Origin of the sequence: Litorilituus sediminis (genome assembly GCF_004295665.1) — a bacterium.
GTDB lineage: Bacteria > Pseudomonadota > Gammaproteobacteria > Enterobacterales > Alteromonadaceae > Colwellia > Colwellia sediminis.
The window spans coordinates 3,449,752-3,474,226 of sequence record NZ_CP034759.1 but is presented as its reverse complement, the minus strand read 5'-3'; the positions used below and the strand labels follow the sequence as shown (position 1 = coordinate 3,474,226).

Genomic DNA, 24,475 nt, shown 5'->3' with positions numbered 1-24,475 from the left:
ACCTACAGATAAGTATCTTTAAACTTACCGTAATGAAAATAACCCCATTGCCCTAATCGCCTTAATGGCGCGAAGGGAAATTTAGGCAAAGGCGATTGATATAAAGGTAAATTTGGCACGGCTTGCCCAGCAACTTTTTCAGCTAAACGTTTACCCGCCTGAGCAGAAAAAGACACGCCGCTACCACAATAACCCATGGCATAAAAAACACTGCCGTCATCGTTTTGATATATATGCGGTATATCATCTAACGACATACAAATCCAACCTGACCACGCATATTGATAGTTAAGATTTTTTAATGCCGGGAAACTTGATTTCAGCACTGATAACAAGCGTTTTGGATAATAGGGATCATCTGCTTTCTTACCCGTTATCGCGCCCCGACCACCAAAAAGAATGCGATTATCAGGCAACTTGCGATAGTAATACTTCAACGCCCTAGTATCCATTACGACATTAGCGGTGAGCCAATTACATGCAGCAATTTGCTCATCAGTTAAAGGCTCAGTAACAATAATTTGCGAGAGTACAGGTAAGGTTTTACTTTCAGTTAAAGAGTGAAAGCCTTTTGGTGTATAACCATTAGTGGCAATCACCACCTTATCTGCGGTAACTATACCTTTAGGGGTTATTAATCTCTGCTTCTTGTTAACGGTTTGCCAATCTATAACAGGAGAGCTGGTATGTATTTTCGCCCCAGCAGCTCTTGCTAGCTGATGATAACCCCAAGCTAATTTTAATGGGTTTAAGCCAAAACCATCGTTAAAACGAAGGGCACCATAAGCATTTTGATCATCCATGTACTGCTGTCGTACCTGCGTTTGTGATAAACACTCTATATCGTAAGCAAACATATCCTGTTGTAGCTTAGCTTGCGCCTGCAATGCTCTATACATGCTTGGTTTATGAGCAACTTTTAAATAGCCAGGTGTTTGAACTTGGCAATCAATCCCCTCCGCAATCAAGGCATTAACGGTATCAACACCGGCACACATTTCCGCGTAAATACCGCGCATGACCTCCTCACCCCACTTAGCCTGCATGCTAGCGTAAGTTTTTCTACCCGATGACTTTAAAATAAAGCCAGCATTTCGTCCGCTACAACCCCAAGCGGTTTGATTCGCTTCAAGTACATGCGCGTTAATATGATGCTCTCTGGCTAAATGCAAAGCACAGGATAACCCGGTATAACCAGCGCCGATAATAGCAACATCAACACTGATATCCGTTGTGATAGCACCATCATCTTCAGGCGGTGCGTTATCGGGAGCTGACGATTGTAAAGCGGTTTCAGCCCAGTAACTATTTGGGTAAGCTTCACCATGACCAGGAAAAGCATGATGTAAAGGATCGTACATAGACACTCTTTAAACTATGTTAGTAAATGATTACCAAGATAAAATACTCTCAAAATAACCAGTTTTTACCATTAATTACTACTACAATTAATACAGTTATGGTACTTATATGAATAACAAACATATATAAAAAAAACAGACTAGCTCTAACTAAGCTAGCTAATTTGTCCCTGTTAAGATAAATCGTGATGAGAGCTATGTCTATGACAAATAAAGTTCGTAAAAGCAGCATATCTCAACGAATTTACTTTTTGTTGTCTTTATTATTGTGCCTAACGTTTGCCATACCAAGTTATGCCATTAATGCTCACCCGCCCTGGTTACAACAATCTTTCGATCAAGTCGATATTTTAGATAAAAAAGACCCTAAGCTCGCCCTAGACTTTGCGCAAAAGTTATTGGCAGAGAAGGGTGATAGTATGAGCGATTATGACAAAACGGCTTTATATGAACGCTTAGCGCGCTATTGTACCTATTTAGGCGAATTCACTTTAGGACAAGAGTACATAAAGCAAGGTTTTGCTTTAAAACCGGATCCTGCTAGCAGCATTGGTATCTCGCTCAAGTTATCGCAAGCAAGTATTCTCGATGAACTTGGTAACTCAGAGCAAGCGTTAAACCTCTACTTTGAAGCGGAACAACTGGCAAAAGATAGTGAAAACTCTAAGATGCTAGCTGATACCTACTCATACTTGGCCAATTCCTATTCATTAAACCACAATGATATCGAGGCGCTAAAGTATTTTCACCAAGCTTATTTGCTGTTGGAAAAGTTAGGCGATGACCTTGAACTAGCCTACCTAAAAGCGCAAATGGCAACCTCTTACTCTTTTATCAATGATGATGAAAAAGCCATATCGCTTGCAACCGAAGTTATCCAATACTTTTTAGCAAACGAATATTACTTCGATGCTTTATATGCACAAAGTGGCTTAGCCAATGACTATTTAAGGATGAAAGATTATCAACAAGCGGAAATAGAATTTAAAAAAGTTATTGAGCTAACTAAAAAGCTTGGTAAATCTGATTCAATCTACACGGCCTATATTGGTTTAGCCAAAGTCTACTTCCATCTAGAACAAAATGATAAGGCGAGATATTACTACCAACTCTATGAATCTAAAAGACACCAAGCACCGCCCCCTTATACGGTAATTCATGATGCAATTTTTGTAGCGCAAGTTGAATTAGCCGATGAAAATATAGATAAGGTCAAGCAAGCTATCAGTATAGCTGAGCAAGCATTAACAAAGTTTGAACAAGAAAAAGCCCTATCTTGGTACTCTTCTCTCTATGACCTTAAATCTAAGTTGGCTAAGCTGGAAAACAATTATCAAGCCGCTTATGAGTATCAATCTGAATATATTCGCATTAAGGCGCTCTATCATAATGAAGAACGTGAACGAGTGCGCTCAAAATACAAGGTCATGTTTGATACCGACCAAGCGCTACTTCAAAATCAATTATTAGAACGTGATAAGCAATTAGATAAAATTGCCTTAGAGAATGCCCAAAATAAGCAATGGCTACAGAACATTATTATTATCGTGGCGATTATCTTCGTAATAATTTTGAGTGCTTTTATCTACCGACAAGTGCGCACCAGTAAAACACTACATAAATTAGCGAACACAGATACTTTAACTGAGCTAGCCAACAGACGTTTTAGCTTTCTTTATGCTGAAAAAATGATGTCGTTGGCAATTCGTGAACAAGAAGATTTTGCCATTGTTGTTTTTGACGTTGATCATTTTAAGCAAGTTAATGATAAGTATGGTCATGCTGGAGGAGATATAGCACTGAAAGCCCTCGCCATAACTGCCAGTGAATATGTAAGAAACAAAGATATCTTAGGGCGTATTGGCGGTGAAGAATTCTTACTTGTCTTACCTAATACCTCTGCTAAACAAGCAACAGTAATCGCCGAACGAATACGCTTAGCAATTGCCAATAAAGTGCTAACAATTAATGAGCAACAAACCAATATTACCGCAAGCTTTGGTGTTGCCGAGCTCAGCGCAACACGCGCTAGCTTTAATCAATTATTTTATGATGCTGATATTGCCCTTTATCAAGCAAAAGAGAAAGGGCGAAATCAAGTGGTTGTTGCAACTAGCTAGCTGCAAACGTTAGATTAACAAAATATAGCAAATTACTGCGACTATGCTCGAAACTAAAATACTTAGTATTGCGCCTTCTTTTACCATATCTTGAATAGCAACCTCACCCGTACCATAGGCAATTGCATTTGGCGCAGTAGCAACTGGCAGCATAAAAGCACAACTTGCCGCCATAGCAGCAGGGATCATAAAGATAACCGGATCTAAACCAGCAGAGATGGCCGCAACCGCCAAAATTGGCATTAATAAAGTCGCGGTTGCTGTATTACTGGTAATTTCAGTTAAATAAGTGACCACCAAACAAATTGTTAGCATCATCAATATCGGCGATAAATCAGACAAAGAGGTTAGCCAGTCACCTAAAATACTACTTAAGCCAGATGCAGTAAAACCTTTAGCTATCGCGATACCACCAGCAAATAATAATAGCATTCCCCAAGGAATCGTTTTCGCCGTATTCCAATCGAGTAACTTACCACCTCGGCCATTAGGAACAAGAAACATAACAACTACAGCAAAAAGTGCCACTGTACTGTCACCCGCTATTGGCACATCTAATACACCAGACCAGCCACCAAACGGCTCTTTACGGGTAATCCAAGCTAAAGCCGTCAAACCAAAGACCCATAAGGTACGCTTTTCCTCAATACGCCAAGCGCCCAATTTAGGTAACTCAATGTTATGCTCTAATTTCACCTGTCGCGTTAACCAAAGTGCCATAACAGGTAATGAAATAAGCACCACAGGCACACCTATTTTCATCCAATTTAAAAAGCCAAACTCTTGTCCAGTATGTTCTTCATAAATACCAGCAAAAATAACATTCGGCGGTGTACCTATTAAGGTGCCTAAGCCACCAACACTTGCAGCATAGGCAATACCTAAAATTAACGCCACTTTCAATTTATCATTATCAATACGGCTTAAAATAGCTAAAGCCATTGGCAGCATAATCAAGGTGGTGGCAGTATTGGAAATCCACATACTTAAAAAACCAGCTGCCAACATAAAACCCAACACTAATCGTCGACCACTTGAGACACCAACTAAACGCACCATATAAACGGCAAGACGCTCATGAGCTCCGCTTTTTTCTAGCGACTTAGACAACATAAATGCGCCCATTAACAGCAAAATCACATGACTGCCTAACGAGGAGGCAACGGTTTTATGATCAACAATGCCAAACAAGGGCAATAATGCAAACAGCACCAACGAAGTTGCCGGAATAGGAATAGCTTCGCTAATCCACCAAACCACGGTCAGTAAGGTAATTGCCGCCGCTGCTGCGGGTTTTGCATCTAAACCAAATGAATTTAACAGAATATAAAAAAGAACGGCCAACAAAGGGCCAATTAGAATAAAGTGCTGACGGGTTATGCTCATTGTTATTATTATGTAAAGCAATTTAAGGTAAACGGCACTATAGCGCCATTTACCGGCAAACTACAAGCATCAGTTGTGCTTAATAAGCTCCTTAAAATCTACCTCTTGGGTCAACTTTTCCTTGGCGCCAAAGACAATACGGTGTGTACCATGACATCTAGCACAAGCTAACACGGCTAGCGTTCCTAAGTGCCTACCTTGCTCTTTGGCACTACCGCTACTGATTGCGGTTTTCAAACTTGCCATGGTTGCCTGCATAGTTTCATCTGGATATTCGCGTCTATCGCGTTTATGACAATCAACACAAGCTTCACCCAATATATTCATATTACCCTCAAGCTGAGAAAGCGAGCTAAGCGCAGCCTCTGTATAACCATCTTGTGAAAATATTTTCACTTGATTGACTTGCTTAGTTAAGGTGTTCATATGCGTTTTAAAGAGAGTATTATTATCGCCTAAGGTAATATTCGAAAAGTCAGGCGTTCGATACATAAGTGCAGTAATTGCTTGATAATCATTATGGCAAGTATCACAGGTTTCTTGAATCTGAGATAGCTGAGTTAATACGCCGTTATAATCTTGAGCTAAACCAGCATTTGCTAATGCTGTCATCGCGGGTATGTTTAATTTACTTTGCCATTGCGGCACCATGTCGGCAATTTTGCCGTAATGCTCACTTAACTGACCAATCCAAGCAAGTAAGTTCTTATCGTTTTGCACATTGGCATAGTGCTCTACCGCCTGCATTTCACGACGTAACTTAAACATATTATGTAGCCATTCATGGCGTTTGTTTTCTGGCTTATACCATTTAGCCAACTCTTTAGGCGGTGTCTTAACCAGTGTCACCTTGTCTTGATGAAAATAGACGCCAGCAGCAACTAGTGACAAAATAATAAGCTGTAGAATAACAAAGTAAAACCAACGCATATTCGCTCTCTAAATATTGGTGGGGTTTTTATGTAAGTATAATCAAAAATACTGTTATCACTTTGATCCGGCATAAAAAAAGCGCCATGAAGCGCTTAATCTTATAAAAATAACAGCAAAGTTGTCGCTATTACTACTCAGACCAAACATTAACCTGTTCATCGCTAGCAAAGTCATCACGCTGAGGTTGCACCACACAAAAGTTGTGACCACTTGGCGCCTGCATTACCGTCCAGCGCGGCATGACCTTAATCACTTTAGCACCTAGCTTAGTTAGACGCTTTACTTCCGCTTCGATATTATCGGTTTCAATATCAAGGTGAACGCGACTGGGGTGCGTTACTTTTTGAATCAAAATATGTGGTTGATTATTTGGTGTCTCAAGCTGGGCATAACGATCTTGCCATGCTTCATCAGCCTCTAGGCACGAATAACCAAGCGCCGACTGCCAAAATTGCTTCGCTTGCTCAATATCGTCTACCTTACTATCAATAACCAAGGCTGCTAATCGACTCTTGTGCATAGTATTTCCTTCAATTGTTCACCCTAATTTACCGGTATCAGACTATTAACATCCTTACCACCGAGAAAATTTTCTCTAGGTGTGTAATTTATCCAATCCGTTTGCTTGATAATCTTATGGTTGTTATCAAACTCTAATGTGATAGAAAAAAACCATGGCCCCATCGTTTCGCCATTATAACTAAAGCGATGAAAGTAGCCTTGTGTGATAACCGTATTAGCTTGGCTTGTTTGCTTACTTACAGTAAGAATATTATCTCCCTTAAGTAAAACAAACTCACCCCGCTGCCAATCTAAAAATTGTCTAATTTCAGTTTTTGATTGAGCGTGATGACCATAAACAACATCAATCAATTGAGCATGCTCAGCATAAAAACTCATAAATGTTACGAAGTCTTCACGCTTAGCGTAATGTTGAAAAAACTGTTGAGCTACTCGCGCGTTTTTATCACTGCCCGTACCAATATTGGCACAAGAACACAGTGATAATAGCAAGATAGCAATAAATACAATGCGCATTATTAGGCTAGTCAACTGAGGTATGATTTAAAGAGTAATTCCACACTTTATAGGTATAAAACACATAACCTAAACCAAAGGTGAGTAATGAAATTATCATCCACAAAATGACATGACCTAAATTACCAAACATATCAGTATGACAGGTCATTTGTCGGGCAACGCCACGCTCATCGATAATGAATGAACGATTAATGACAAACTTTGAAAAAGAGTAAGGGAAAAAGAACAAGGCTATACCAAACGTTATAACAACCAGTATAAACCACATAATCAAATGCCCCAAAATATCTATGGTGGCAACATCAGCTTGTACTCTCATATTTTATCCTTTTTGTTTATATTGTATGTATGTTTTTGTGCAACACAGCTTATGCTACACCTTGCTTTACATGTATTTGATAGTAACCATAAAAGCACAAAAAACCTGTCACTCCCCACAGTAAACTCGCTATAGCATTCGTTACTGTCACCATCTCAGGAGCAATGATAGGCGCAATTAAAAACATGCCACTTCGTACCATGCAAAGACCAGATAAACAATACATGGCAAGGGCAAGAAAGGGTAATCTTTTTATCACGTTAGCAGCAGATAACGCATACAAGGCGGCAAGCACAAATAATAAAGAAACTATGGTTGTTGCGACAGGTGCAAGCCAAGTGCCCGCTATGGCAGAGTCGACAATAAGTTGCGGCGCCATTTGTGCGCTATAGCACTGTGGGCCAAAATAAATACAAGATAAATGCGCTAACGCCGTTGCTGTGGCAATAAAAGCCACGATAAATAAGGAAAGAAGTCCTTTTGTCATGAATATTAAGTCCTTGTAGTGAATATTCTCAGCTTCACATAAGCTATATAAGTAACTTAAGCGCTGACGATTACATCATTTTACCGCCAATAATAGCATATCACTTTCTGTAAACATTAATTCTCTTTAGGGGTGATCTCGGTTAAGGATAATAGTTTATTTTCATTAGCAATTAAGATCTTATCGATATAATTGGCCGGACACTGTAAATCACTCACCCCTATAGCTCGATTTCTGCCAGTCGCTTTAGCAACATACAAGGCCTTATCTGCTAAGTTCATTAAATCGTCCAAATCATTTTTACTGCTCGCTTTATCTACTGGTACATAGCCAATACTGATAGTGATTTTTTGCGGTGTATCTTCAATAACAACAGGGGTTTGACTAACAAGGCGTAAAATACGCTCAATGACCACATCTACGCGTAAGTTTTCATTAGGAGGTAGCACAATAAGAAACTCTTCACCGCCCAGTCGCACAACATTATCGTTAAACCTTGAGTCTGTTTGCAGGTTCTTTACTAATTCTTTTAACACCTTATCACCAGCACTATGGCCAAAAGTATCGTTAAATGATTTAAAGTGATCAATATCGATTGCTACTAAATAACTGGTTTTTTTATTTAGGCTATTAGCAATAATTTTTTTACTAATAATTTCATTAAAGTAGCGGCGATTAAAACACTGCGTTAACGGGTCAAAATACAGCTGCCTATTAATTTCTGCTTTTTTCTCTTTATATTTTGCTAATAAGGTCCAGACAAACTTAATCAATATAATCATCAGTAAGGCTGCTAATAATAACACCCCAATTAATAACATTTGTCTATTTTCACTGAGTTGATCTTTTTGACTGGTCGCTTGGCTTAACTTTTGTTCGGCAATCACCTCATCATCTTGGCGAATATTCTCATAGGTCGAGATAAGCAAAGTTTGAATCGCTTTATTATCTCTCGTTAAGGTCGCTTCAATAAGTTGAGCATAGCTTTGGTTAGCTTGATAGCCGACCTCAGCTAAGTTAGCCAGATTTGCAATTTCTATACGCTGCTGCCACGCCTCTAATAGAGGATTTTGATAATTATTTACCTTAAGATAATCAACCGCATGAGTAAAGTTGGTATGACTTTCAGGTATTGCTCCTGTTAATAATTGATAATAGCTCTTTAACAGCAATACTTGGTTTTTAAGATAGACATCATCATATTCTTCACTATAGGTTTCTACCTTAGTGATAACAGCAAGCGCTTGCTGATATTCTTGCAACAAAAGCTGCAAATATGCCTTATCAAGTAAGACAAATTGCACAGAGCGGTGTGCATTAATGCGTTTGGTATCAACTTCTGCTTGGTTAAAATACGTTTTCGCTTCAGCTAAGCGGCCAAGCTTTACTAGGGTTTTCGCTTTATTGGTGTATAACTCTCCCTGATACCATTTATCTGATATTTTATCTGTGGCTTGCTGTGCTAATTCATTATGAGTTAATGCCTGCGGGTATTGCTTGGTTTGATAATAGAGCTCCGCTAATAATTGGTGTGTTGTTGCTAGCCTGTTAAAGTCTTGATTGGCTTTAGCAACCGTTAAGCCGACCTTCAGTGCTTTTTCAGCATTTTGATAATCATGAAACTGACTAAACATGCTGTAAATATTTAAGCTTATCCAATAACGCAGTGTTGCCAGCTCTGCTTTTTCAACAAAAAGAAAGGCCTTAAAGATGGCTTGTTGATAGTTACTGTCATTTTCATGAAAGCTGGCAACATTAGCTTCACAAAGCGCTGTTGCTGCTCTGACTGAATTATTCTTGCTGTGTATTGAAGAAAAAGAGCGTAAGTCATTCAATCGACTTTCAGCTAAGGTTGACGCAAGACCAGCTCTTAAAGCGCAGTCATAAGTCATAAACAAGGCTCGCTCTGCAGCCGTTGCTGTTGGAGTGTTTTTCAGCAAGGTATCCATTTTTTCTAAGATGGTAGATGTATCACCAGAGTACTCATTAGCAATACGATCCATTTCTAACTCTAGCACTGTAAACTTATATTGTTCCTGCGCCACAAGCTGAAAAGAAATTAATATTAAAAACCACTTAATTAAAAGTTTAATTATCATTACGACCTTATACTCCAGTAAAACTGACCTGGATAAAATTACAATCACAACCTAATTTAGCTTATCTCCATATAACTAAAAAAATTTACCATAGACAAAATAGCATATTGTATTCAGGCATTATTGAGCACAACATGGCTTAAAACAAGCTGTTTTTTGAACAGTTTAAACAATAAGTTACCCTGCAATAACTCATTAACAAAGCATCAACTTACAATTAACGATAAAGTACATTGATCTTCCGGTATGCTTTTGCAGTAAATCATTGAGGATTCTTACCAGGCAAAGCCTAAGACAAAAGCCTAGGACAAATTCCAACAAAACTTATACCCTAATGACCAACACGCTCTTGTTACTATTTTGTACCAAACAAACGAAAATGCCAGTTTTCTACCTGATTATTCTGCAATCGTTTAATAACATGTGCTTTCCAATTATCAGATAACTTCTCTTGTGCAAGTAAAGTTTCCAATCCCTCTCGGTTAAGTGGTTGATTAAAAAAGTAATCACACACTTGTTGTACTGAAAGCGCATGCTTTTCACGTGAAATAAGTACTAAATCAGTAGCTGGGTTCACTGCACCTGGCTTTAACACACGATACAACCAGCCACAACGACCTTGCTGCTGAATAGCTTCAGCAAAATCAGCTAGCCCCCATTGCTCATTTAACTTAAAGCAAGGTGATCTTGGTTGGCTTAGCTCAATTATCGCCTCGCCTAACTGATATTGATCGCCAATATAAACATTAGCCTCAGTCATACCATAACTACTAATATTCTCTCCCATGCCCGGAGCTAACCAGTCTCGTTTAGCATTAGGGTACTGTGCTTGCCAATGCTCATAGTGCTCAGCTGGATATTGATGCAGCGCTCTTTCTAAACCGCCATGATGACGATTATCAGCACATTCATCGCCTGCTAAGCCTAGCTTAGACAAATACAAGGTCTCAGCAACAGCCTGCTTATTGATGGCACTTGCTATTTGCCCGAGAGTACCAACTTTTCCTGTAAATAATCCTGCTATTTTTCCTGCTGCTGTCACAATACCTTTGCTCCTGTGTTGGTTATCATTTTATCTGCAAAAAACGCAGTATTAACGCCAATTAAATACGTCGCCACAGCGCTCGACTGATCATACGCGCTTTAGTCGGTAACTTCATGCGCGATAAGTTGGTTTTGATAATACCTTGGGTAAATCGCGTGCGTTTGCTGTAGTCAATATTAACATCTAATACAACAGGAATATTCTGTTTTGCTAAGGCTAAGGCTTGCGCTACTCTGTCATTAACTTGTTCATTATTTTCTATCATCAAATAATGACAGCCGGCCGCTTCCACCATAGCTTTAATTTTAATGTTCGCCATCTTAGTACAGGTTTTACGGTTATATGGGGTTTGCTGTGCTTGTGATATTTGCGCAAGCTCGCCATCACTAAACACAGTAAAAATAGCGCCCAGTTGTCTATCGCTCGCGGTAAATAGTTCGGTATAACTCATTAAAAAAGCGCCGTCACCAATAATGCCTATCACTTGCTTATCAGGGTTAGCCAGCTTAGTGCCAATAACCGCTGGGGTAGCATAGCCCATACAGTTAAAATCAGTAGGACTAAAAAAGTGTTTAGCTTGATAACAAGGCATTAACTCTGCAGTTAAAAAGGTATGATTACCATCATCAGCAATAACAAAAGCATCATCCTCAATACTGTTTCTTAACTCATTAAAAAATACCGCCGGATTAACCTTATCTTTACTATCGTGCTCAAGCCACTCTTTCTGGTAAGCTAATTTATCTTGGGCAATTTGTTTGGCGATATCAGCCGGTTTTTTCACAATATCGCTATCAGCTAATAAGCGATTAAGCTCTGCCAGAAGCACCTTAGCATCACCAGCCATAGCAAGCTTAGCAGCATAATTGGCATTAAATACATTCGGGTTAATATCAATATGAATCAGGTTTTTCGGCACTTTAACGCCAAAACTACCCGTAGCAATTTCCGCAAAGCGCGTACCAACAGCAAGCAAGCAATCACACTCGGCAAAAGCATTACTTGCCGCTGGCACAGCAGCAGGGCCAAAGCCCATACCTGTATGCATAGGATGTTTGCCGCTAAAAGCACTTAACCCTTGTAAGGTGGTAGCAACAGGCGCATTCAGTAAGCTGGCAATTTGCTCACTTTCAGCACTTGCTTCAACAGCGCCCCAACCGAGAAAAATGCCCGGATTTTTAGCACTCGCCAATAAGTTAGCAGCCTCAGCTAATTCTGCTTGATAATGCGCTACCACACTGGCATCAGCAGCCAGCACACTAGGCTCAAATATAGGTAAATGGGAAACTTCTCCTTTATCTAGTTGCAAATTCACAGGGATCTCAACAAATACAGGGCCTGGCTCGCCAGAATTGGCTAACAGATACGCCTCAAATAGCGTACTAACAACCTCTTGGTGAGACGTCACTTTATAGGTTTTTTTAGTGATTGGCGCCATCATGGCGTGTTGATCCATATCGTGCAGTTGATAATCAAAATGAGAGTCTGTACGCACGCCCCCTGTAATCACCAACATGGCAATACCATCAAGCGATGCTTCGGCAATCCCACTAGCGGCATGGGTCGCCCCTGCCGCAGGTACAATCACTAAAGTGCCCGTGCTATCGCTACTTCGACTAATAGCATCTGCCATAAAAGCGCCATAGCCTTCGTGCGTTACAAGTACAGGCTCAATAGAATCTGAATTTTCCAGCTCATCATAAATTTCTGTATTATGCACACCAGGAATTCCAAAGGTATGACTGACATTAAGCTGCTCTAAGGCGTATCTTACTAACCATGCTGCTGTTTTTTTCATAGCGACCTCTTTTAGTTGTTTTTATTTGCTTGGCTATTTGCTTCACTTTTTGCTTCAATTATAGCTGCGGCGGCATTTTGAGCCGTTAAAATACAGCCAGATAAAAACGTGCCTTCTAATGAGCGTTTACCACTTGCGCCGCCTCCGCCAAAGCCTGCGGCTTCACCAACACAATATAAGTGCTCGATAACCTCGCCTTGCTGATTAAGTACTTGGCTCGATAAGTTAGTTTGCACACCGCCAAGACTTTTACGACTGATAAGCTGTAAACGAATGGCAATTAATGGCTCCGACTCTTTTGCTAAAATGGCTTTAGGTTTACAAGTACGTAATTTATCGGGTCGCCACTGGCGGGCATGACGAATTCTTCTTAACTGATCGTCATTTTCTAAACCTGAGTTGATTTGTTGATCATAGTGATTTACTTCATTTGCCAAGGTGTCATAAGCAATATAACTAGCATCAGTCTTAGCATTCATCTGCTGACATAAAAGCTCAAGGTTATCGGCACAAACAAAATCATCTGATTCAGCGACCAGTTGCTTCACTAAGCGATGATTCCCCAGCAATAGCTCTTTTAATAAGGTAAAGAATTTTTTATCTCGAATTGCAGGGTTATGCTGCGAGCCAGAAACGGCTAGCTCTTTCGCGGCAATTTTCCAGTTGAGGATTTGCCAAGTCCAAGGTTTTGCTTGCCTTGCCACTTGCTGGCACATGTAATTAGTATCAAAGCCGGTAACAAGCGGTACTGGCCCTATACGTTTACCGCTATGATCTAACCACAAGGCAGATTTACACGGGATCAAACTTAAGCCATGACCTTCAAACTCTGCTTGTGGGTGCTTGATTCCCGCAGCATAATTCCACATATCATCAAGACGAGTTAAGTTACTACCAATCGATGCTAAATGATCATGTAACTTACCATCTGATAACGGGTTAGCACCATTGAGTAAGCTTTCTGGTGCTTTACCCCAAGCTTTACACCAATTCGCTTTTACTCGCTCAGTGCTACCATTAATGCCACCACAGGCAATGACTAAGTCTTGGCAATGCATAGCAAAGGGATCACTTTGATTTTTTTCATCCATAATAAGTGCGCCAACAACACGCGCTTGCTCAATGATTGATGAAACAACTTTATGCTGATGAAGAAAGTGCAGCTTTTTAGTTGCTACATAGGGTGCTAGCTTAGCTAAAATGGTTTCAATTAAATGCCAGCCCGTTCCCCAAAGTACGTGGTATCTCGGCATTGAATTACCTGGGGTATACAAACCGCGCTCGACCCAGTTTACTGCCGGTAAAAAGCTCAATCCTAAATCTTTTAGCCACAGATAAACCTTTTGATAATTATTATCTGCGTATTCTTTCGCCCATGCCTTTGGCCAGAAATCATCAGCAGTAAACTCAGCAAAACTATGCCAGTCTTTTAATAACACACTCGGGTTATCGGCTATCGACATTTTCTGCTGCTCTTGGGTTTGACAAAGTGCCATGCCACCAAACGCCCAACGCGCTAAGCCGCCAATGCGCTGCGGCGTATCTCTATCGACAATACAAACCTGTTGACCCGCTTGTAATAACTCTAGTGCTGTCACTAAACCGGCGATACCGCCACCCGCAATTAATGTATCGACTCGTTTCACTGTCATAATCTACACCTAATAGTTATCAATGAATTGAGTTTGTGCTATTCAAATCAACCTGACCATGGTAAAAATTACCTAATAGCGTTTCCTTTGTGAGTAACACATTGATCAATAAACAGCTCAGCATAGATGAATTTATCAGCCGACTTTATTGCAAAGCCGCGAGCATTCCGTTAGAAAACTTCTCCGTGTGGGCATTAGATTTATTACAGCAAGTGGTGCCATTTGATGGTGCTATTTGGGCAACAGGTCATGTTGCCACCGAGCAATTTCATACCCATACCTGTGTTGATGTTTCACCTGAGTTATTAACTAAACTCAAGCAACATTTGGCTATTAATCCGATTTTTCCAACCTTACTAGAGAACAAAGGCAAAGCCATTGATATGGCAGATGTTATTGAAGATAAAGACTTTTATCAATCTAAGCTCTATTTACACTGCTTTAAGCCTTTTGATATTGAAAGAATTCTCAGTTCCATTCACTTAGATGAGCGCAGTGGTATCTTCACCTTGCTCACCCTATATCGCTTTGATCGCAATCACAATTTTACCGAGCAAGAAAAGCTACAGCAAAACCAGCTGCTATTTCACTTACTTAAAGCTGCCTCGCATAGGCAAATTATCGCTCTTAGCGAGACTGAATCAAGTAGTGAGGCAAAGCAAGTAGCAGAGAAAAAAGGAGTTGCTAGTGCGCTATGTGATAGCCATGGCATATATCATGCGGTTGAGGCGAGCTTTCTCGATTTAGTTAAGCCGTTAGGTGATGGCAATGAGCAAGCGTTACCTTTTACCTTAGCGGATAAAGCCAGTGAGTTCACCATTGGTAACCTGCACGTAAGTGTACAAAAAAACGCAGATTTATTTCGCCTTACCCTGCGTAGTAAAAGTCTGATAGATGATTTAACCGCAAGAGAAAAACAAGTGGTGGCTGGCATTTGCCAAGGCAGCACTTTTAAACAAATTGCCAAGCAACTTGAAATATCTCCCTCAACGGTATCAAACCACCTTTACCGTATTTACGATAAGTTAAACATTAATAGCCGCAGTGAGTTAGTTGCTTTAGTGCAAAGTAACTAACCCAGCTCTTAAATTAAACTCAAGAAAGTTACACTTGAGGCGCAATTAAATACGCATGACAAGTAAACTGCTCTGCTTGCTGTTGCCAGTGCACTAACAAAGCATAATCAATCAAGTTTAAATTAAGGTCTTGCTCAATAAGCAAACGGGTACGTTCAAGTGCTTGCTCACTGGCGCCGTTAAATAAATTAACGCCTTCCACATTAAATTGCTTAGCAATATAAAAGTTTGCGGCATTACCTACGGTCGAGATAAAATCAAACGGTCTAATATCGTGCCCTTGCTCTACCGTTTCCACTAGCGATTGTAGCAGCTCAACAGAAAGGTAATCGGCAACACCATAAAGCCCTAGCTGTGCTTGGGCAAGCGGTTTAACTTGTTCGCTATTACTATTGCTGTTATTAGCAAAATATACCTCAACCTCTTCACTCGCTAACAATTGCGCCGCTGCTTGCAAGGCAATTAAGGTAAAGCTATCCATGCGTCTTACTTCAAAACCTGTTATCGCTTTAACTTGTTTGCGAATAGCTTTATTTGTTTCATCACTTGCATAACTTACACACGTGCTCGCTAAAATTGATGCGCTATTCTTTATCGCGTCTTGTTTATTTGCTCTGTTTTTTTCCGCGCTTTTACAGTCAGTGCTTTCGCGGTCAGAGCTATTACAGGTAGCAGCATTTAAATGCTCAACCACTAAGGCGGCATTATTACCACCAAAACCACAGTGGTTTAGCAAAATATAACGAATATCAGTAAATGATTGGCCACTATTAGCTAATGGTACTAAAGGGTTTAACTCGGTATGTTGATAATGCGCTTGAGGCATCATATTTAAATCGATAAGCTGATTTAAAATTGCAAGCTCTAATGCACCACAGGCACCTAAGGTATGCCCTACATAAGGCTTTAGTGCTAAGGTATTGATTCTATTTTGAAATAAGCTATTTAATGCCTGTGCTTCTGCCTGATCACTGGCAGGTGATGCTGTACCATGCGCCTTTATTAGGTCTATATCACTTAACTTAACATCAGCTAAAGCGACAGCTTGTTCAATCACCTGCGCGATTTTATCGCCATCTTCTTGAGTTGTCGTTAAGCTATAGGTATCACAAGAAGAATAGCCTTCAAGTAAGGCAAGCTTTGCTTTCGTAGCGTTAATTTTTTTAGCTTTCGATAACAATATTGCGCCAACACCTTCGCCGAGCACCATACCATCACGAGATGGGCTAAAAGCAAATAATCCTTGCTTGGAGAGTAATTCTAATGAATCAAAGCCTTTTAGGGTCAGTTGATTATAAAACTCACAACCAATCACTAAGGCCTGCTTTATTTTATCGGCTTTAATTAAACGATTCGCATAAAGCAAAGCATTAGCGCTAGAAGTACAAGCGGTATTAAAGGTGTAGTGCAGCTGGGCAAATGCATACTTAGCCCGTAAGTGCTGATTAATATGCTCAAGCGGGTTTAACCAAATCGCCTTGCTTGCATCACTTTCAATACAACCTATATCGAGTGATGACGAACCTAAAAAAAGACAGGTATTGGCTAATTGCTCGGCGTCCAAGGCAAGTTTTGCAATAATCTTATCAATAACATGCGTTAATAATTGATAAATACGTTGCTCGCTTTCATTTAGCGGTGCTAGCGGTATTGCTTGATAAAAACATGATAAAGGCGCGCTAAGGCGATTAAGCTGTTGTGCCTTGGTAAAATCACTTATATCTGTAATTTCCTCACCTAAAGCACTTAAGCTAGCACTAGCGTTCACATAAACTTTCGCCATGGTGTCATTCGCCGAAGCAGTCATATTATGCCTGCTTCGCAAGGATCAATTGCGCTATGGTATCAACCGACTGTAAGTGCTTACGTGACTCCTTTGAGCCTTCAATGCTAATGGCAAACTGCTTCTTTAATACCAAAGACAGTTGCAATGCGTCTAAAGAGTCAAGCGCAATGCGAGATTTACGACCAAACAATGGCTCTTCGTCTAAGATATCTTCTGGCTCAAAGTCGTCTTCTTTATCGCATTCTTCAACAATTAACTGCTTTATCAACAAGGTTAACTGCGCTTTACTTAATGAATTAATGTCCACAATCACATCCTAATAATGAAAATACTACCAATCTAAACTTGTTCGCTTTAGCTCCACGACAAGTTATTGGTTTTATGATTAAAAATGGCTAATGCTGCGATATAGCATAAACCGCCAAAGCCAAGTAATCGCAATAAATACGGTAATGCTTGGGCAAAGTTTTCTCCGCCAAGGCCAAGCTTAAGTAATTCAGCCGACCAATACATAGGGGAGTAATTTGCTATTTGCGCTAAGGCCTCTGGCATAATATCAATTGGCACCATAAAACCACTTAAGGCTGCCAGTAATATATTAATACCGCCACCAAGCACTATGGCTTGTTCATAGGTATTAACAATAGACGCCATTAAAAAGGCAAAACCTATGGCTGCAAAAATAATAAACAGTGCTGAAAATAGGTAGAGTAATGGCCCATGAATTGCCAATAGGGCCTGTTCCGTTAACCAAGGGACAAACAACAAACCAACAGCAGATAACAACAGCCACTGAAAAACACTAACGACACCGTACGATAACGCTTTATTAAAAAAATAGGCTTGGTTGGTAATCGGGTAGGTTTGAATACGTACTAAGGTGCCATTATCTTTTTCTTTAATTAAGGTGGTTGAAATAGGTAAAACAATAAAATAAATACCAAAAATCAACCAAGATGGAATGCTATATAAGGTCGGTGCCGCAAAGATTTGCTGCTCTTGTTGCTGAGTTAATAAATGATCAACACTGGCGCTATTATTTACTAGGGTAACTTTTTCAGCTAAGGATAACTCTTCATCAAAGTCACCTACATCTTGCATATAAGCATGTAATTTTAATTTTGAAATAGCCACCTTAACTAATTCAACCACCATGGCGCGGGTTTGTGGTGATAGTTCATCGCTATAGCTTAAGGTGATAGCGCCACTGCCTTGGCGCATTAACAGGTTATCTTGAAAACCTTGCTCTATGGTAAGACTGGCATCAACCGCATCCGCTTGATTGACCCGAAAACCACTGGCCTCTAAATAGGCAGCTAAAAGGGCTTGGCTGCTTTCACCTTCAGCAGAGCTAAGCTGTAAGTTAATTTTCTTCACCAGATTATCTTGCTGCTCGCCCATAGCTAAGGTCATGATAATCATAAAGGTTATTGGCAGTAACAAGAGTACGGCTAAAGAGTGCAAGTCATTCGCTATGATAATGGCTTCTTTTTTAACGCTTTGAATTAACATGCCACATCCTTACTCGACTGAGTGTTTTTATAGGCATCAAAGTACAATTGATCAATGGAATTTTGCGCAAAGTGTAAGCTTTTAATACTACTCATATCTTGACTAACTATCTGCATTATCTGTTGTAACTGACTAATATCAGCCACCTTAAGCCGTAAATGTTGCTCATTAGATGAATCCTTTTCAGAGGCAGGGCTTGCCGCTGAGTTTAGCTGAGCAATAAAACTGGCATTGATTTTATCAGCAAAAAACTCAAGGTTAATTTGCATATTCTGTCTTTGGTTATTGCTAATATCTGTTACGGCAATCGCCTTACCTTGCTCAAGTAAAATAATGTCATCACATAACTGTTCCACTTCATTCAACATATGCGAGGTATAAATTAAGGTTTTACCTTGTGCTTTTAATTGCTCTAATAAATCAACAATATCTTGGCGAGATACTGGGTCTATACCTACAGTTGGCTCATCAAGAAAAATAACTTCCGGGGATTTACTTAACGCGATGGCAATATTTAATCTGCGTTTATAACCACCGGAAAGACTGTCAGCTTTTTGTTTGGCAACATGCGTTAGCTGACACTGATTCAATGCCTGTTCTAACAATTGCTTTTGTTTTTTCCGATTAGGCTCGCTAATAGCAATAAAATACTCTAAATTTTGCTTAATACTCAGCTCAGGATAAAAGGCATATTCTTGTGGAATAAGGGCAACATACTTTTCAATACTTGCCTGCCAAGATAGCGGCTTTTCATCAGCTAAAGAAGCAAAGTCAACTTGGCCCTGCTCAGCCTTTAATAAACCACATAATAAAGAGATTAACGTTGATTTACCTGCGCCATTGGGGCCGATAATGCCTAAACACTGGCCGCGTTTAATATCAAGCGAGACTTTATTTACCGAATAATAATCATTATTTGGGTATTTAAACGACAAGTCTTTCGCGTGAATAATACTGGTGTGATTTAGCTTGTTTTCTGATTGCACATTTATGTCCATGTTTATCTTTATATTATTAGTGCTAATTGCGCAGCTTGGTAAATAGCGCGCTCTGCATCTAAACCACTGGCATCGAGCGCACCACCAATTAAATGGCAAGGTTTATCGTTAATAAACTGCGCTAAACTATTTTCTTCAGTTTGCCCTGTGCAATTTATAATATGATCAACCGCTAATAGGCGCGGCTTACCTTTGACTGAAATATGTAAACCTTGTTGATCAATTTTTTCATAGCTGACGCCAACCATCATTTTCACTTGTTTATTTTTTAAATGCTGACGATGAATCCAGCCAGTGGTTTTACCTAAGTCAGTACCGGGTTTACGCAAACGCCTTTGCAGCATAGTAATTTCTCTCGCGGCAGGGGTAATTTGTTTGGCAACCAAACCGCCCGGGTGAGATAAAGACAAATCAATGCCCCACTCTTGGGTAAAGCTTTCTTTTTCATCAGTTACGCTAGCTGGTTCTTGGCTGTTATCAGATAAATACTGGGCAACATCAAAACCAATACCACCAGCACCGATAATGGCAACTTTATTACCCACCTTAACTTCACCTTGTAACACTTGCTCATAGCTCAGCACCTTACCTGCAGCTATTGCCTGTTCAATACCGAAAATATTAGGAATACGCGGATTAACGCCCGTAGCTAAAATCACTTCGTCAAAGCTTGCTAAGTCATCTGCTGACACCGCTTTATTTAGCTGTAATGTCACCCCAAGCTGGCTTAAGCGTTTATTAAAATAACGGATTGTATGTAAATACTCACTTTTACCAGGCACTTTGCCTGCTAAATTAAATTGACCACCAAGCTTGTTAGACTTTTCAAATAAGGTCACTTGATGACCTCGCTCAGCGGCATATTTAGCAAAGGCTAATCCTGCTGGCCCTGCGCCAACAACAGCAAGCTTTTTAACTCGATTTGCTTTAACAAAATTCATCTGAGTTTCGTTACAAGCTCTTGGATTTACTAGGCAAGTAGCCGTTTTTCTAACAAATATTTTATCTAAGCAGCCTTGGTTACAGCCAATACAGGTATTAATCTCATCTGACTTATCCGCTATCGCTTTATTAACAAATTGGCTATCAGCTAAAAAAGGTCGCGCCATAGAGACTAAGTCCGCTTTATCGCTAGCAATTATCGACTCGGCAAGCTCAGGGGTATTAATGCGGTTACTGGTAATAACGGGTACACTCACTTGCTGTTTTAAATTTTCACTTAGCCCAGAAAAATAACCCGCTGGCACATTTGCTGCTATGGTAGGCACACGCGATTCATGCCAACCTATGCCAGTATTAATAATATTGACGCTGAGTTTTTCTAGCTGTTTTGCTAACGTCAGTACTTCATCACGGCTTGCGCCTTGTTCAACTAAATCAATGAGTGATAAGCGAAAAATAATCAAAAAATCATCGCCCACGCCTTGTCTTGTTTGTTTGACAATTTCCAAAGCAAAACGCATACGATTTTCAAAACTACCGCCCCATTGATCTTGCCTTTGGTTAGTCGCCTTAACTAAAAATTGATTAATCAAATAGCCTTCTGAGCCCATGATCTCAATGCCATCGTATCCTGCTTGTTTAGCAAGCCTAGCGCTATGGACAAAATCATTTATTTGCTCAATGACTTCGTCATGAGCAAGCGCTCTTGGTGAGTAAGGGCTTATTGGCGCCTGAATAGCTGAGGGCGCAACCTGCTCTGGCACATAGGCATAACGACCCGCATGTAAAATCTGCATACAGATTTTACAATCATACTGATGAACAGCTTGGGTGATCAGTTGATGATCTTTTACATCTTGTGCTGTTTGCATTACTGCACGGTTTGGCGCCAGCATACCGCTGTTATTTGGCGAGATACCGCCGGTAATAATTAAGCCAACGCCACCTTTAGCTCTTTCTTGGTAGAAAGCCGCCACCTTTTCAAAACCACGTTCAGTTTCTTCCAAGCTCGTGTGCATAGAGCCCATAACAACTCTATTTTTTAGCTGGGTAAAACCTAAATTGAGTGGTTTTAGTAAATGAGGAAAAGGCATAAAAATACACAGACCTTAAAAGTATTGCCTAGATAAAAGTAAAATAACTCAACACGCTAGCGTTATAATTGACGGAATAAAAACCGAGCTAGACTAGCAAATATAGGGGTTAGGTGCAAAAACTATCAACAGTTTAAAACTAAAGTAATGCTCTTTAGTCACGTTTTCGTCGTTGACGCTTATTGTTCATCTTGACTTTCACTGTGCTGATATTTTGCCAATTCACACAAGCATCTAGTGGTTTGGGCATACCTAGCATTAAATTAGGATTATTAGCAAAGGCCGTTGGCTCTTTGGGCACACCGTTACTGGCATAATCTAACTGACCATTATTGTTTAAGTCTTGATAGGCGCGAAAAATAACCTCACTGCTTGCCACAGCAGCTAAAGGCAAGTCGACAGTATTGTCTGTAATAGCTACTTGTCCTTGGCTAAGTAAAGTCAACTCATTCCAACCATGCATATCATCATCTGGGCAAGCGAAAAGTTGGTAATGCAATTGCCCTGAAACATTTTTAATTCTGTCAATCTGCACTTGCATTAGTGCTTGCTGAGTCACTTTTTCCTCTTCAGTACTTGCCAAAGCTGCTTGGTGAAACATGTTGAGAAAAAGCAAAGTTACGTAGAGAAATTTCATTAAAAACCCTAACTTTGTGTAATGGTAATAGTTCCCATTTTAAGGGAATAACGTATAATACCCCACTCTTTTTTTACTTGGATTGTTTAAGTGCGCAAAGTTCTTGTTATTAATTATTCGCAAACGGGTCAATTAACACGTATCGTCAACGCTATCATAGCGCCCATGCAAAAAAGCGACGAGATTGAGCTTGAGTACTTAACGGTTAAACCAAAAGAAGATTACCCTTTTCCTTGGCCATTTTTCCGTTTTTTTCATGTTTTTCCTGAAACAGTAAAAATGACCCCACAAGCCTTAGAGCCAATTGACAGCAATATTGTTAATAACGCTGATGATTACGATTTAATTATCCTTAGTTATCAAGTGTGGTTTTTATCACCATCAAGGCCTATTTCTTCATTGTTACAATCAGATGAAGCCAAGAAAATTTTTAAAGACAAACCTGTTGTTACCGTGATTGGCTGTCGTGGTATGTGGCTAAACGCACAAGAAAAAGTAAAAGGGTTATTAAATCAATTACAAGCAAAACTGGTAGATAATGTTGCCCTGATTGATGATTGTGGCGCAGCATTTAGCTTTTTAGCAACACCACTTTGGATGTTTACTGGCCGCAAAAAATCTTATAGCTGGGTACCTAAAGCTGGCGTGAGTGATGAAGATATTGAAAACTCAAGCCGCTTTGGTGATGCCATCAAAAACCGTTTACTCAGTGATAACAGCAAAATCACCGAACCAATGCTGAAAGGTTTGTCTGCGGTAAAAATCAATGAAAAGCTTATTGCTAGTGAACGTGTTGGCAGTCACAGTTTTCGCATCTGGAGTAAACTACTTAGTGCTCTAGGGCCACAAAACTCAATACGTCGAAGTTGTGGCCTTACTGTCTATGTGTTATTTTTGCTGACCTTGATTTTAACGGTTGTGCCAATTTCTGCACTGATCAAAAAACTCATCAAACCCATTACCCAAAAGCGCACCAATGCGCAAAAGGCATACTTTGCCGAGCCTTCTGGAGAGTAGTTGTACACCATGGAATTCAAAGCCTTAGAAAACGCTGTTTATATTAATAATTTAAGTGCTGTTATGCCCAATGATCCTGTCAGCAATGCTGATATGGAAAAGGTTTTAGGTCAAGTAGGCGGACAACGCTCTCGAGCTAAATCAATTATTCTTCGTAGTAACCAAATTAAATCGCGTCATTACGGTATAGACCCAGAAACGGGTGAATTCAATTATACCAATGCTCAGCTTGCCGCAGAAGCGGTAGAAAAGCTGTTACCTTCAGCATCAGAATTGGCGCAAATTGATACCTTAGTAGCCAGTACTTCACTCCCTGATCAAAGCCTGCCAAACCACGGCGTTATGGTACATGGCGAACTAAAAAATCCGCCTTGTGAAGTCATTTCAACCTCAGGTATTTGCTTATGCGGTGTTACAGCATTGAAGTATGGTTACATGGCAATCAAAGCAGGTGAAAGCAAAAAAGGTGTGGTGGTTGCCAGTGAGCTGGCTTCAAGCGTGATGCACGCCCGAAATTTTACCGGCGAGAGCGACTATAAAATCAAGCAACTGGAAGCTAAGCCAGAGCTTGCTTTTGAAAAAGATTTTTTGCGTTGGATGTTATCAGATGGCGCAGGTGCTGCATTACTCTCTAACGAGCCATCGGCCACAGGCTTATCACTAAAAATTGATTGGATAGACGTACTCTCGTTTGCTAACGAACTAGAAGCCTGTATGTACGCAGGTGCAGAAAAAGAAAACGGACAATTAAAAGGTAGTGCTTTTTATTCGAGCCAAGAACGTGAGCAATTGTCATTATCAGCGATTAAACAAGATGTAAAATTGCTTAATGAAAACATTGTTAAAGTCACTGTAGAAAAAGCCCTTAGCCAAATCGCTGCTAAACGAGATATTAAGCCGGAAGATTATGATTTCTTCCTACCGCATTATTCATCAGGCTATTTCCGCGAGCGCTTATTCCAAGGCCTGCAAAATATTGATTTTGAAATTCCATTTGAAAAATGGTTTACCAATTTACCAAATAAAGGCAATACCGGCTCAGCCTCTATTTTTATTATGCTTGATGAGCTTTTCCACAGTGGTAACTTAAAGCAAGGACAAAAGCTACTGTGTTACATTCCTGAAAGCGGTCGCTTTTCAAGCGCCTTTATGCAACTTAGCGTGGTGTAATT

21 protein-coding genes are annotated in these 24,475 nt (G+C 40.0%); 4 read left to right on the top strand and 17 right to left on the bottom strand.

Features of this window, described 5'->3' with window-relative positions; genetic code table 11:
- Positions 1–2 precede the first annotated feature (2 nt).
- The gene (locus tag EMK97_RS15410; RefSeq protein ID WP_130603679.1) at positions 3–1,361 is read right to left on the bottom strand and encodes an NAD(P)/FAD-dependent oxidoreductase; all 1,359 of its coding nucleotides are present in this window, start codon (positions 1,359–1,361) and stop codon (positions 3–5) included.
- A 203-nt stretch (positions 1,362–1,564) separates the two neighbouring features.
- Here EMK97_RS15410 and EMK97_RS15405 point away from each other — a divergent pair, with 203 nt between their 5' ends.
- The gene (locus EMK97_RS15405; protein WP_170176782.1) at positions 1,565–3,481 is read left to right on the top strand and encodes a tetratricopeptide repeat-containing diguanylate cyclase; all 1,917 of its coding nucleotides are present in this window, start codon (positions 1,565–1,567) and stop codon (positions 3,479–3,481) included.
- Between the two features lie 9 nt (positions 3,482–3,490).
- Here EMK97_RS15405 and EMK97_RS15400 read toward each other — a convergent pair whose 3' ends face one another.
- The 10 genes from EMK97_RS15400 to EMK97_RS15355 form a co-directional block, all read right to left on the bottom strand.
- Complete coding sequence (locus tag EMK97_RS15400) at positions 3,491–4,867, bottom strand: SLC13 family permease (RefSeq protein ID WP_130603677.1); 1,377 nt, start codon at positions 4,865–4,867, stop codon at positions 3,491–3,493.
- 69 nt (positions 4,868–4,936) lie between these two features.
- The gene (locus EMK97_RS15395; protein WP_130603676.1) at positions 4,937–5,797 is read right to left on the bottom strand and encodes a multiheme c-type cytochrome; all 861 of its coding nucleotides are present in this window, start codon (positions 5,795–5,797) and stop codon (positions 4,937–4,939) included.
- 133 nt (positions 5,798–5,930) lie between these two features.
- Complete coding sequence (locus tag EMK97_RS15390; protein ID WP_130603675.1) at positions 5,931–6,320, bottom strand: VOC family protein; 390 nt, start codon at positions 6,318–6,320, stop codon at positions 5,931–5,933.
- Between the two features lie 23 nt (positions 6,321–6,343).
- Positions 6,344–6,838, bottom strand: a complete 495-nt coding sequence (locus EMK97_RS15385; protein ID WP_130603674.1) for a hypothetical protein — start codon at positions 6,836–6,838, stop codon at positions 6,344–6,346.
- A 7-nt stretch (positions 6,839–6,845) separates the two neighbouring features.
- The gene (locus tag EMK97_RS15380) at positions 6,846–7,160 is read right to left on the bottom strand and encodes a DUF6693 family protein (protein WP_130603673.1); all 315 of its coding nucleotides are present in this window, start codon (positions 7,158–7,160) and stop codon (positions 6,846–6,848) included.
- A 49-nt stretch (positions 7,161–7,209) separates the two neighbouring features.
- Positions 7,210–7,647: a hypothetical protein gene (locus EMK97_RS15375; protein WP_130603672.1), complete on the bottom strand. Its 438-nt coding sequence runs from the start codon at positions 7,645–7,647 to the stop codon at positions 7,210–7,212.
- Positions 7,648–7,763: 116 nt separating this feature from the next.
- Positions 7,764–9,746, bottom strand: coding sequence for a GGDEF domain-containing protein (locus EMK97_RS15370; protein WP_130603671.1), 1,983 nt, complete (start codon positions 9,744–9,746; stop codon positions 7,764–7,766).
- A 355-nt stretch (positions 9,747–10,101) separates the two neighbouring features.
- Complete coding sequence (locus tag EMK97_RS15365) at positions 10,102–10,788, bottom strand: MOSC domain-containing protein (RefSeq protein WP_130603670.1); 687 nt, start codon at positions 10,786–10,788, stop codon at positions 10,102–10,104.
- Between the two features lie 61 nt (positions 10,789–10,849).
- Positions 10,850–12,589: a thiamine pyrophosphate-binding protein gene (locus EMK97_RS15360; RefSeq protein WP_130603669.1), complete on the bottom strand. Its 1,740-nt coding sequence runs from the start codon at positions 12,587–12,589 to the stop codon at positions 10,850–10,852.
- Between the two features lie 11 nt (positions 12,590–12,600).
- The gene (locus EMK97_RS15355; RefSeq protein WP_130603668.1) at positions 12,601–14,241 is read right to left on the bottom strand and encodes an FAD-dependent oxidoreductase; all 1,641 of its coding nucleotides are present in this window, start codon (positions 14,239–14,241) and stop codon (positions 12,601–12,603) included.
- Positions 14,242–14,330: 89 nt separating this feature from the next.
- Here EMK97_RS15355 and EMK97_RS15350 point away from each other — a divergent pair, with 89 nt between their 5' ends.
- Entirely contained in the window at positions 14,331–15,317 is a 987-nt protein-coding gene (locus tag EMK97_RS15350) for a helix-turn-helix transcriptional regulator (protein WP_246028808.1), read from the top strand.
- A gap of 28 nt (positions 15,318–15,345) precedes the next feature.
- Here the strand turns inward: EMK97_RS15350 and EMK97_RS15345 are convergent, their stop codons facing one another.
- From EMK97_RS15345 to EMK97_RS15320, 6 genes are all read right to left on the bottom strand, one after another.
- Entirely contained in the window at positions 15,346–17,124 is a 1,779-nt protein-coding gene (locus tag EMK97_RS15345) for a beta-ketoacyl synthase N-terminal-like domain-containing protein (protein WP_130603667.1), read from the bottom strand.
- A gap of 1 nt (position 17,125) precedes the next feature.
- Complete coding sequence (locus tag EMK97_RS15340) at positions 17,126–17,410, bottom strand: acyl carrier protein (RefSeq protein WP_130603666.1); 285 nt, start codon at positions 17,408–17,410, stop codon at positions 17,126–17,128.
- Between the two features lie 47 nt (positions 17,411–17,457).
- Entirely contained in the window at positions 17,458–18,615 is a 1,158-nt protein-coding gene (locus EMK97_RS15335) for an ABC transporter permease (protein ID WP_130603665.1), read from the bottom strand.
- The gene (locus tag EMK97_RS15330; RefSeq protein WP_130603664.1) at positions 18,609–19,613 is read right to left on the bottom strand and encodes an ABC transporter ATP-binding protein; all 1,005 of its coding nucleotides are present in this window, start codon (positions 19,611–19,613) and stop codon (positions 18,609–18,611) included. The genes EMK97_RS15335 and EMK97_RS15330 overlap by 7 nt, the downstream gene beginning before the upstream one ends.
- Before the next feature lie 8 nt (positions 19,614–19,621).
- Positions 19,622–21,649, bottom strand: coding sequence for an NADPH-dependent 2,4-dienoyl-CoA reductase (locus tag EMK97_RS15325; RefSeq protein ID WP_130603663.1), 2,028 nt, complete (start codon positions 21,647–21,649; stop codon positions 19,622–19,624).
- Between the two features lie 154 nt (positions 21,650–21,803).
- Positions 21,804–22,286, bottom strand: coding sequence for a DUF2141 domain-containing protein (locus EMK97_RS15320; RefSeq protein WP_130603662.1), 483 nt, complete (start codon positions 22,284–22,286; stop codon positions 21,804–21,806).
- A 90-nt stretch (positions 22,287–22,376) separates the two neighbouring features.
- On the opposite strand from EMK97_RS15320, the gene EMK97_RS15315 reads away from it, so the two are divergent.
- Together EMK97_RS15315 and EMK97_RS15310 are read left to right on the top strand one after the other, a co-directional pair.
- Positions 22,377–23,303 carry an NADPH-dependent FMN reductase family protein gene (locus EMK97_RS15315; RefSeq protein WP_130603661.1) on the top strand — a complete coding sequence of 309 codons (927 nt, stop codon included), beginning with the start codon at positions 22,377–22,379 and terminating at the stop codon, positions 23,301–23,303.
- A gap of 9 nt (positions 23,304–23,312) precedes the next feature.
- On the top strand, positions 23,313–24,473 hold the full coding sequence (locus EMK97_RS15310; protein WP_130603660.1) for a beta-ketoacyl-ACP synthase III: 1,161 nt from the start codon (positions 23,313–23,315) through the stop codon (positions 24,471–24,473).
- The last annotated feature ends 2 nt before the right edge of the window (positions 24,474–24,475 follow it).

Coding starts and splice junctions, on each gene's coding strand:
- EMK97_RS15410 (WP_130603679.1), bottom strand. CDS start 1,361: ATGTACGATCCTTTACATCATGCTTTTCCTGGTCATGGTGAAGCTTAC.
- EMK97_RS15405 (WP_170176782.1), top strand. CDS start 1,565: ATGACAAATAAAGTTCGTAAAAGCAGCATATCTCAACGAATTTACTTT.
- EMK97_RS15400 (WP_130603677.1), bottom strand. CDS start 4,867: ATGAGCATAACCCGTCAGCACTTTATTCTAATTGGCCCTTTGTTGGCC.
- EMK97_RS15395 (WP_130603676.1), bottom strand. CDS start 5,797: ATGCGTTGGTTTTACTTTGTTATTCTACAGCTTATTATTTTGTCACTA.
- EMK97_RS15390 (WP_130603675.1), bottom strand. CDS start 6,320: ATGCACAAGAGTCGATTAGCAGCCTTGGTTATTGATAGTAAGGTAGAC.
- EMK97_RS15385 (WP_130603674.1), bottom strand. CDS start 6,838: ATGCGCATTGTATTTATTGCTATCTTGCTATTATCACTGTGTTCTTGT.
- EMK97_RS15380 (WP_130603673.1), bottom strand. CDS start 7,160: ATGAGAGTACAAGCTGATGTTGCCACCATAGATATTTTGGGGCATTTG.
- EMK97_RS15375 (WP_130603672.1), bottom strand. CDS start 7,647: ATGACAAAAGGACTTCTTTCCTTATTTATCGTGGCTTTTATTGCCACA.
- EMK97_RS15370 (WP_130603671.1), bottom strand. CDS start 9,746: ATGATAATTAAACTTTTAATTAAGTGGTTTTTAATATTAATTTCTTTT.
- EMK97_RS15360 (WP_130603669.1), bottom strand. CDS start 12,589: ATGAAAAAAACAGCAGCATGGTTAGTAAGATACGCCTTAGAGCAGCTT.
- EMK97_RS15355 (WP_130603668.1), bottom strand. CDS start 14,241: ATGACAGTGAAACGAGTCGATACATTAATTGCGGGTGGCGGTATCGCC.
- EMK97_RS15345 (WP_130603667.1), bottom strand. CDS start 17,124: ATGACTGCTTCGGCGAATGACACCATGGCGAAAGTTTATGTGAACGCT.
- EMK97_RS15335 (WP_130603665.1), bottom strand. CDS start 18,615: ATGTTAATTCAAAGCGTTAAAAAAGAAGCCATTATCATAGCGAATGAC.
- EMK97_RS15330 (WP_130603664.1), bottom strand. CDS start 19,613: ATGGACATAAATGTGCAATCAGAAAACAAGCTAAATCACACCAGTATT.
- EMK97_RS15325 (WP_130603663.1), bottom strand. CDS start 21,649: ATGCCTTTTCCTCATTTACTAAAACCACTCAATTTAGGTTTTACCCAG.
- EMK97_RS15320 (WP_130603662.1), bottom strand. CDS start 22,286: ATGAAATTTCTCTACGTAACTTTGCTTTTTCTCAACATGTTTCACCAA.
- EMK97_RS15310 (WP_130603660.1), top strand. CDS start 23,313: ATGGAATTCAAAGCCTTAGAAAACGCTGTTTATATTAATAATTTAAGT.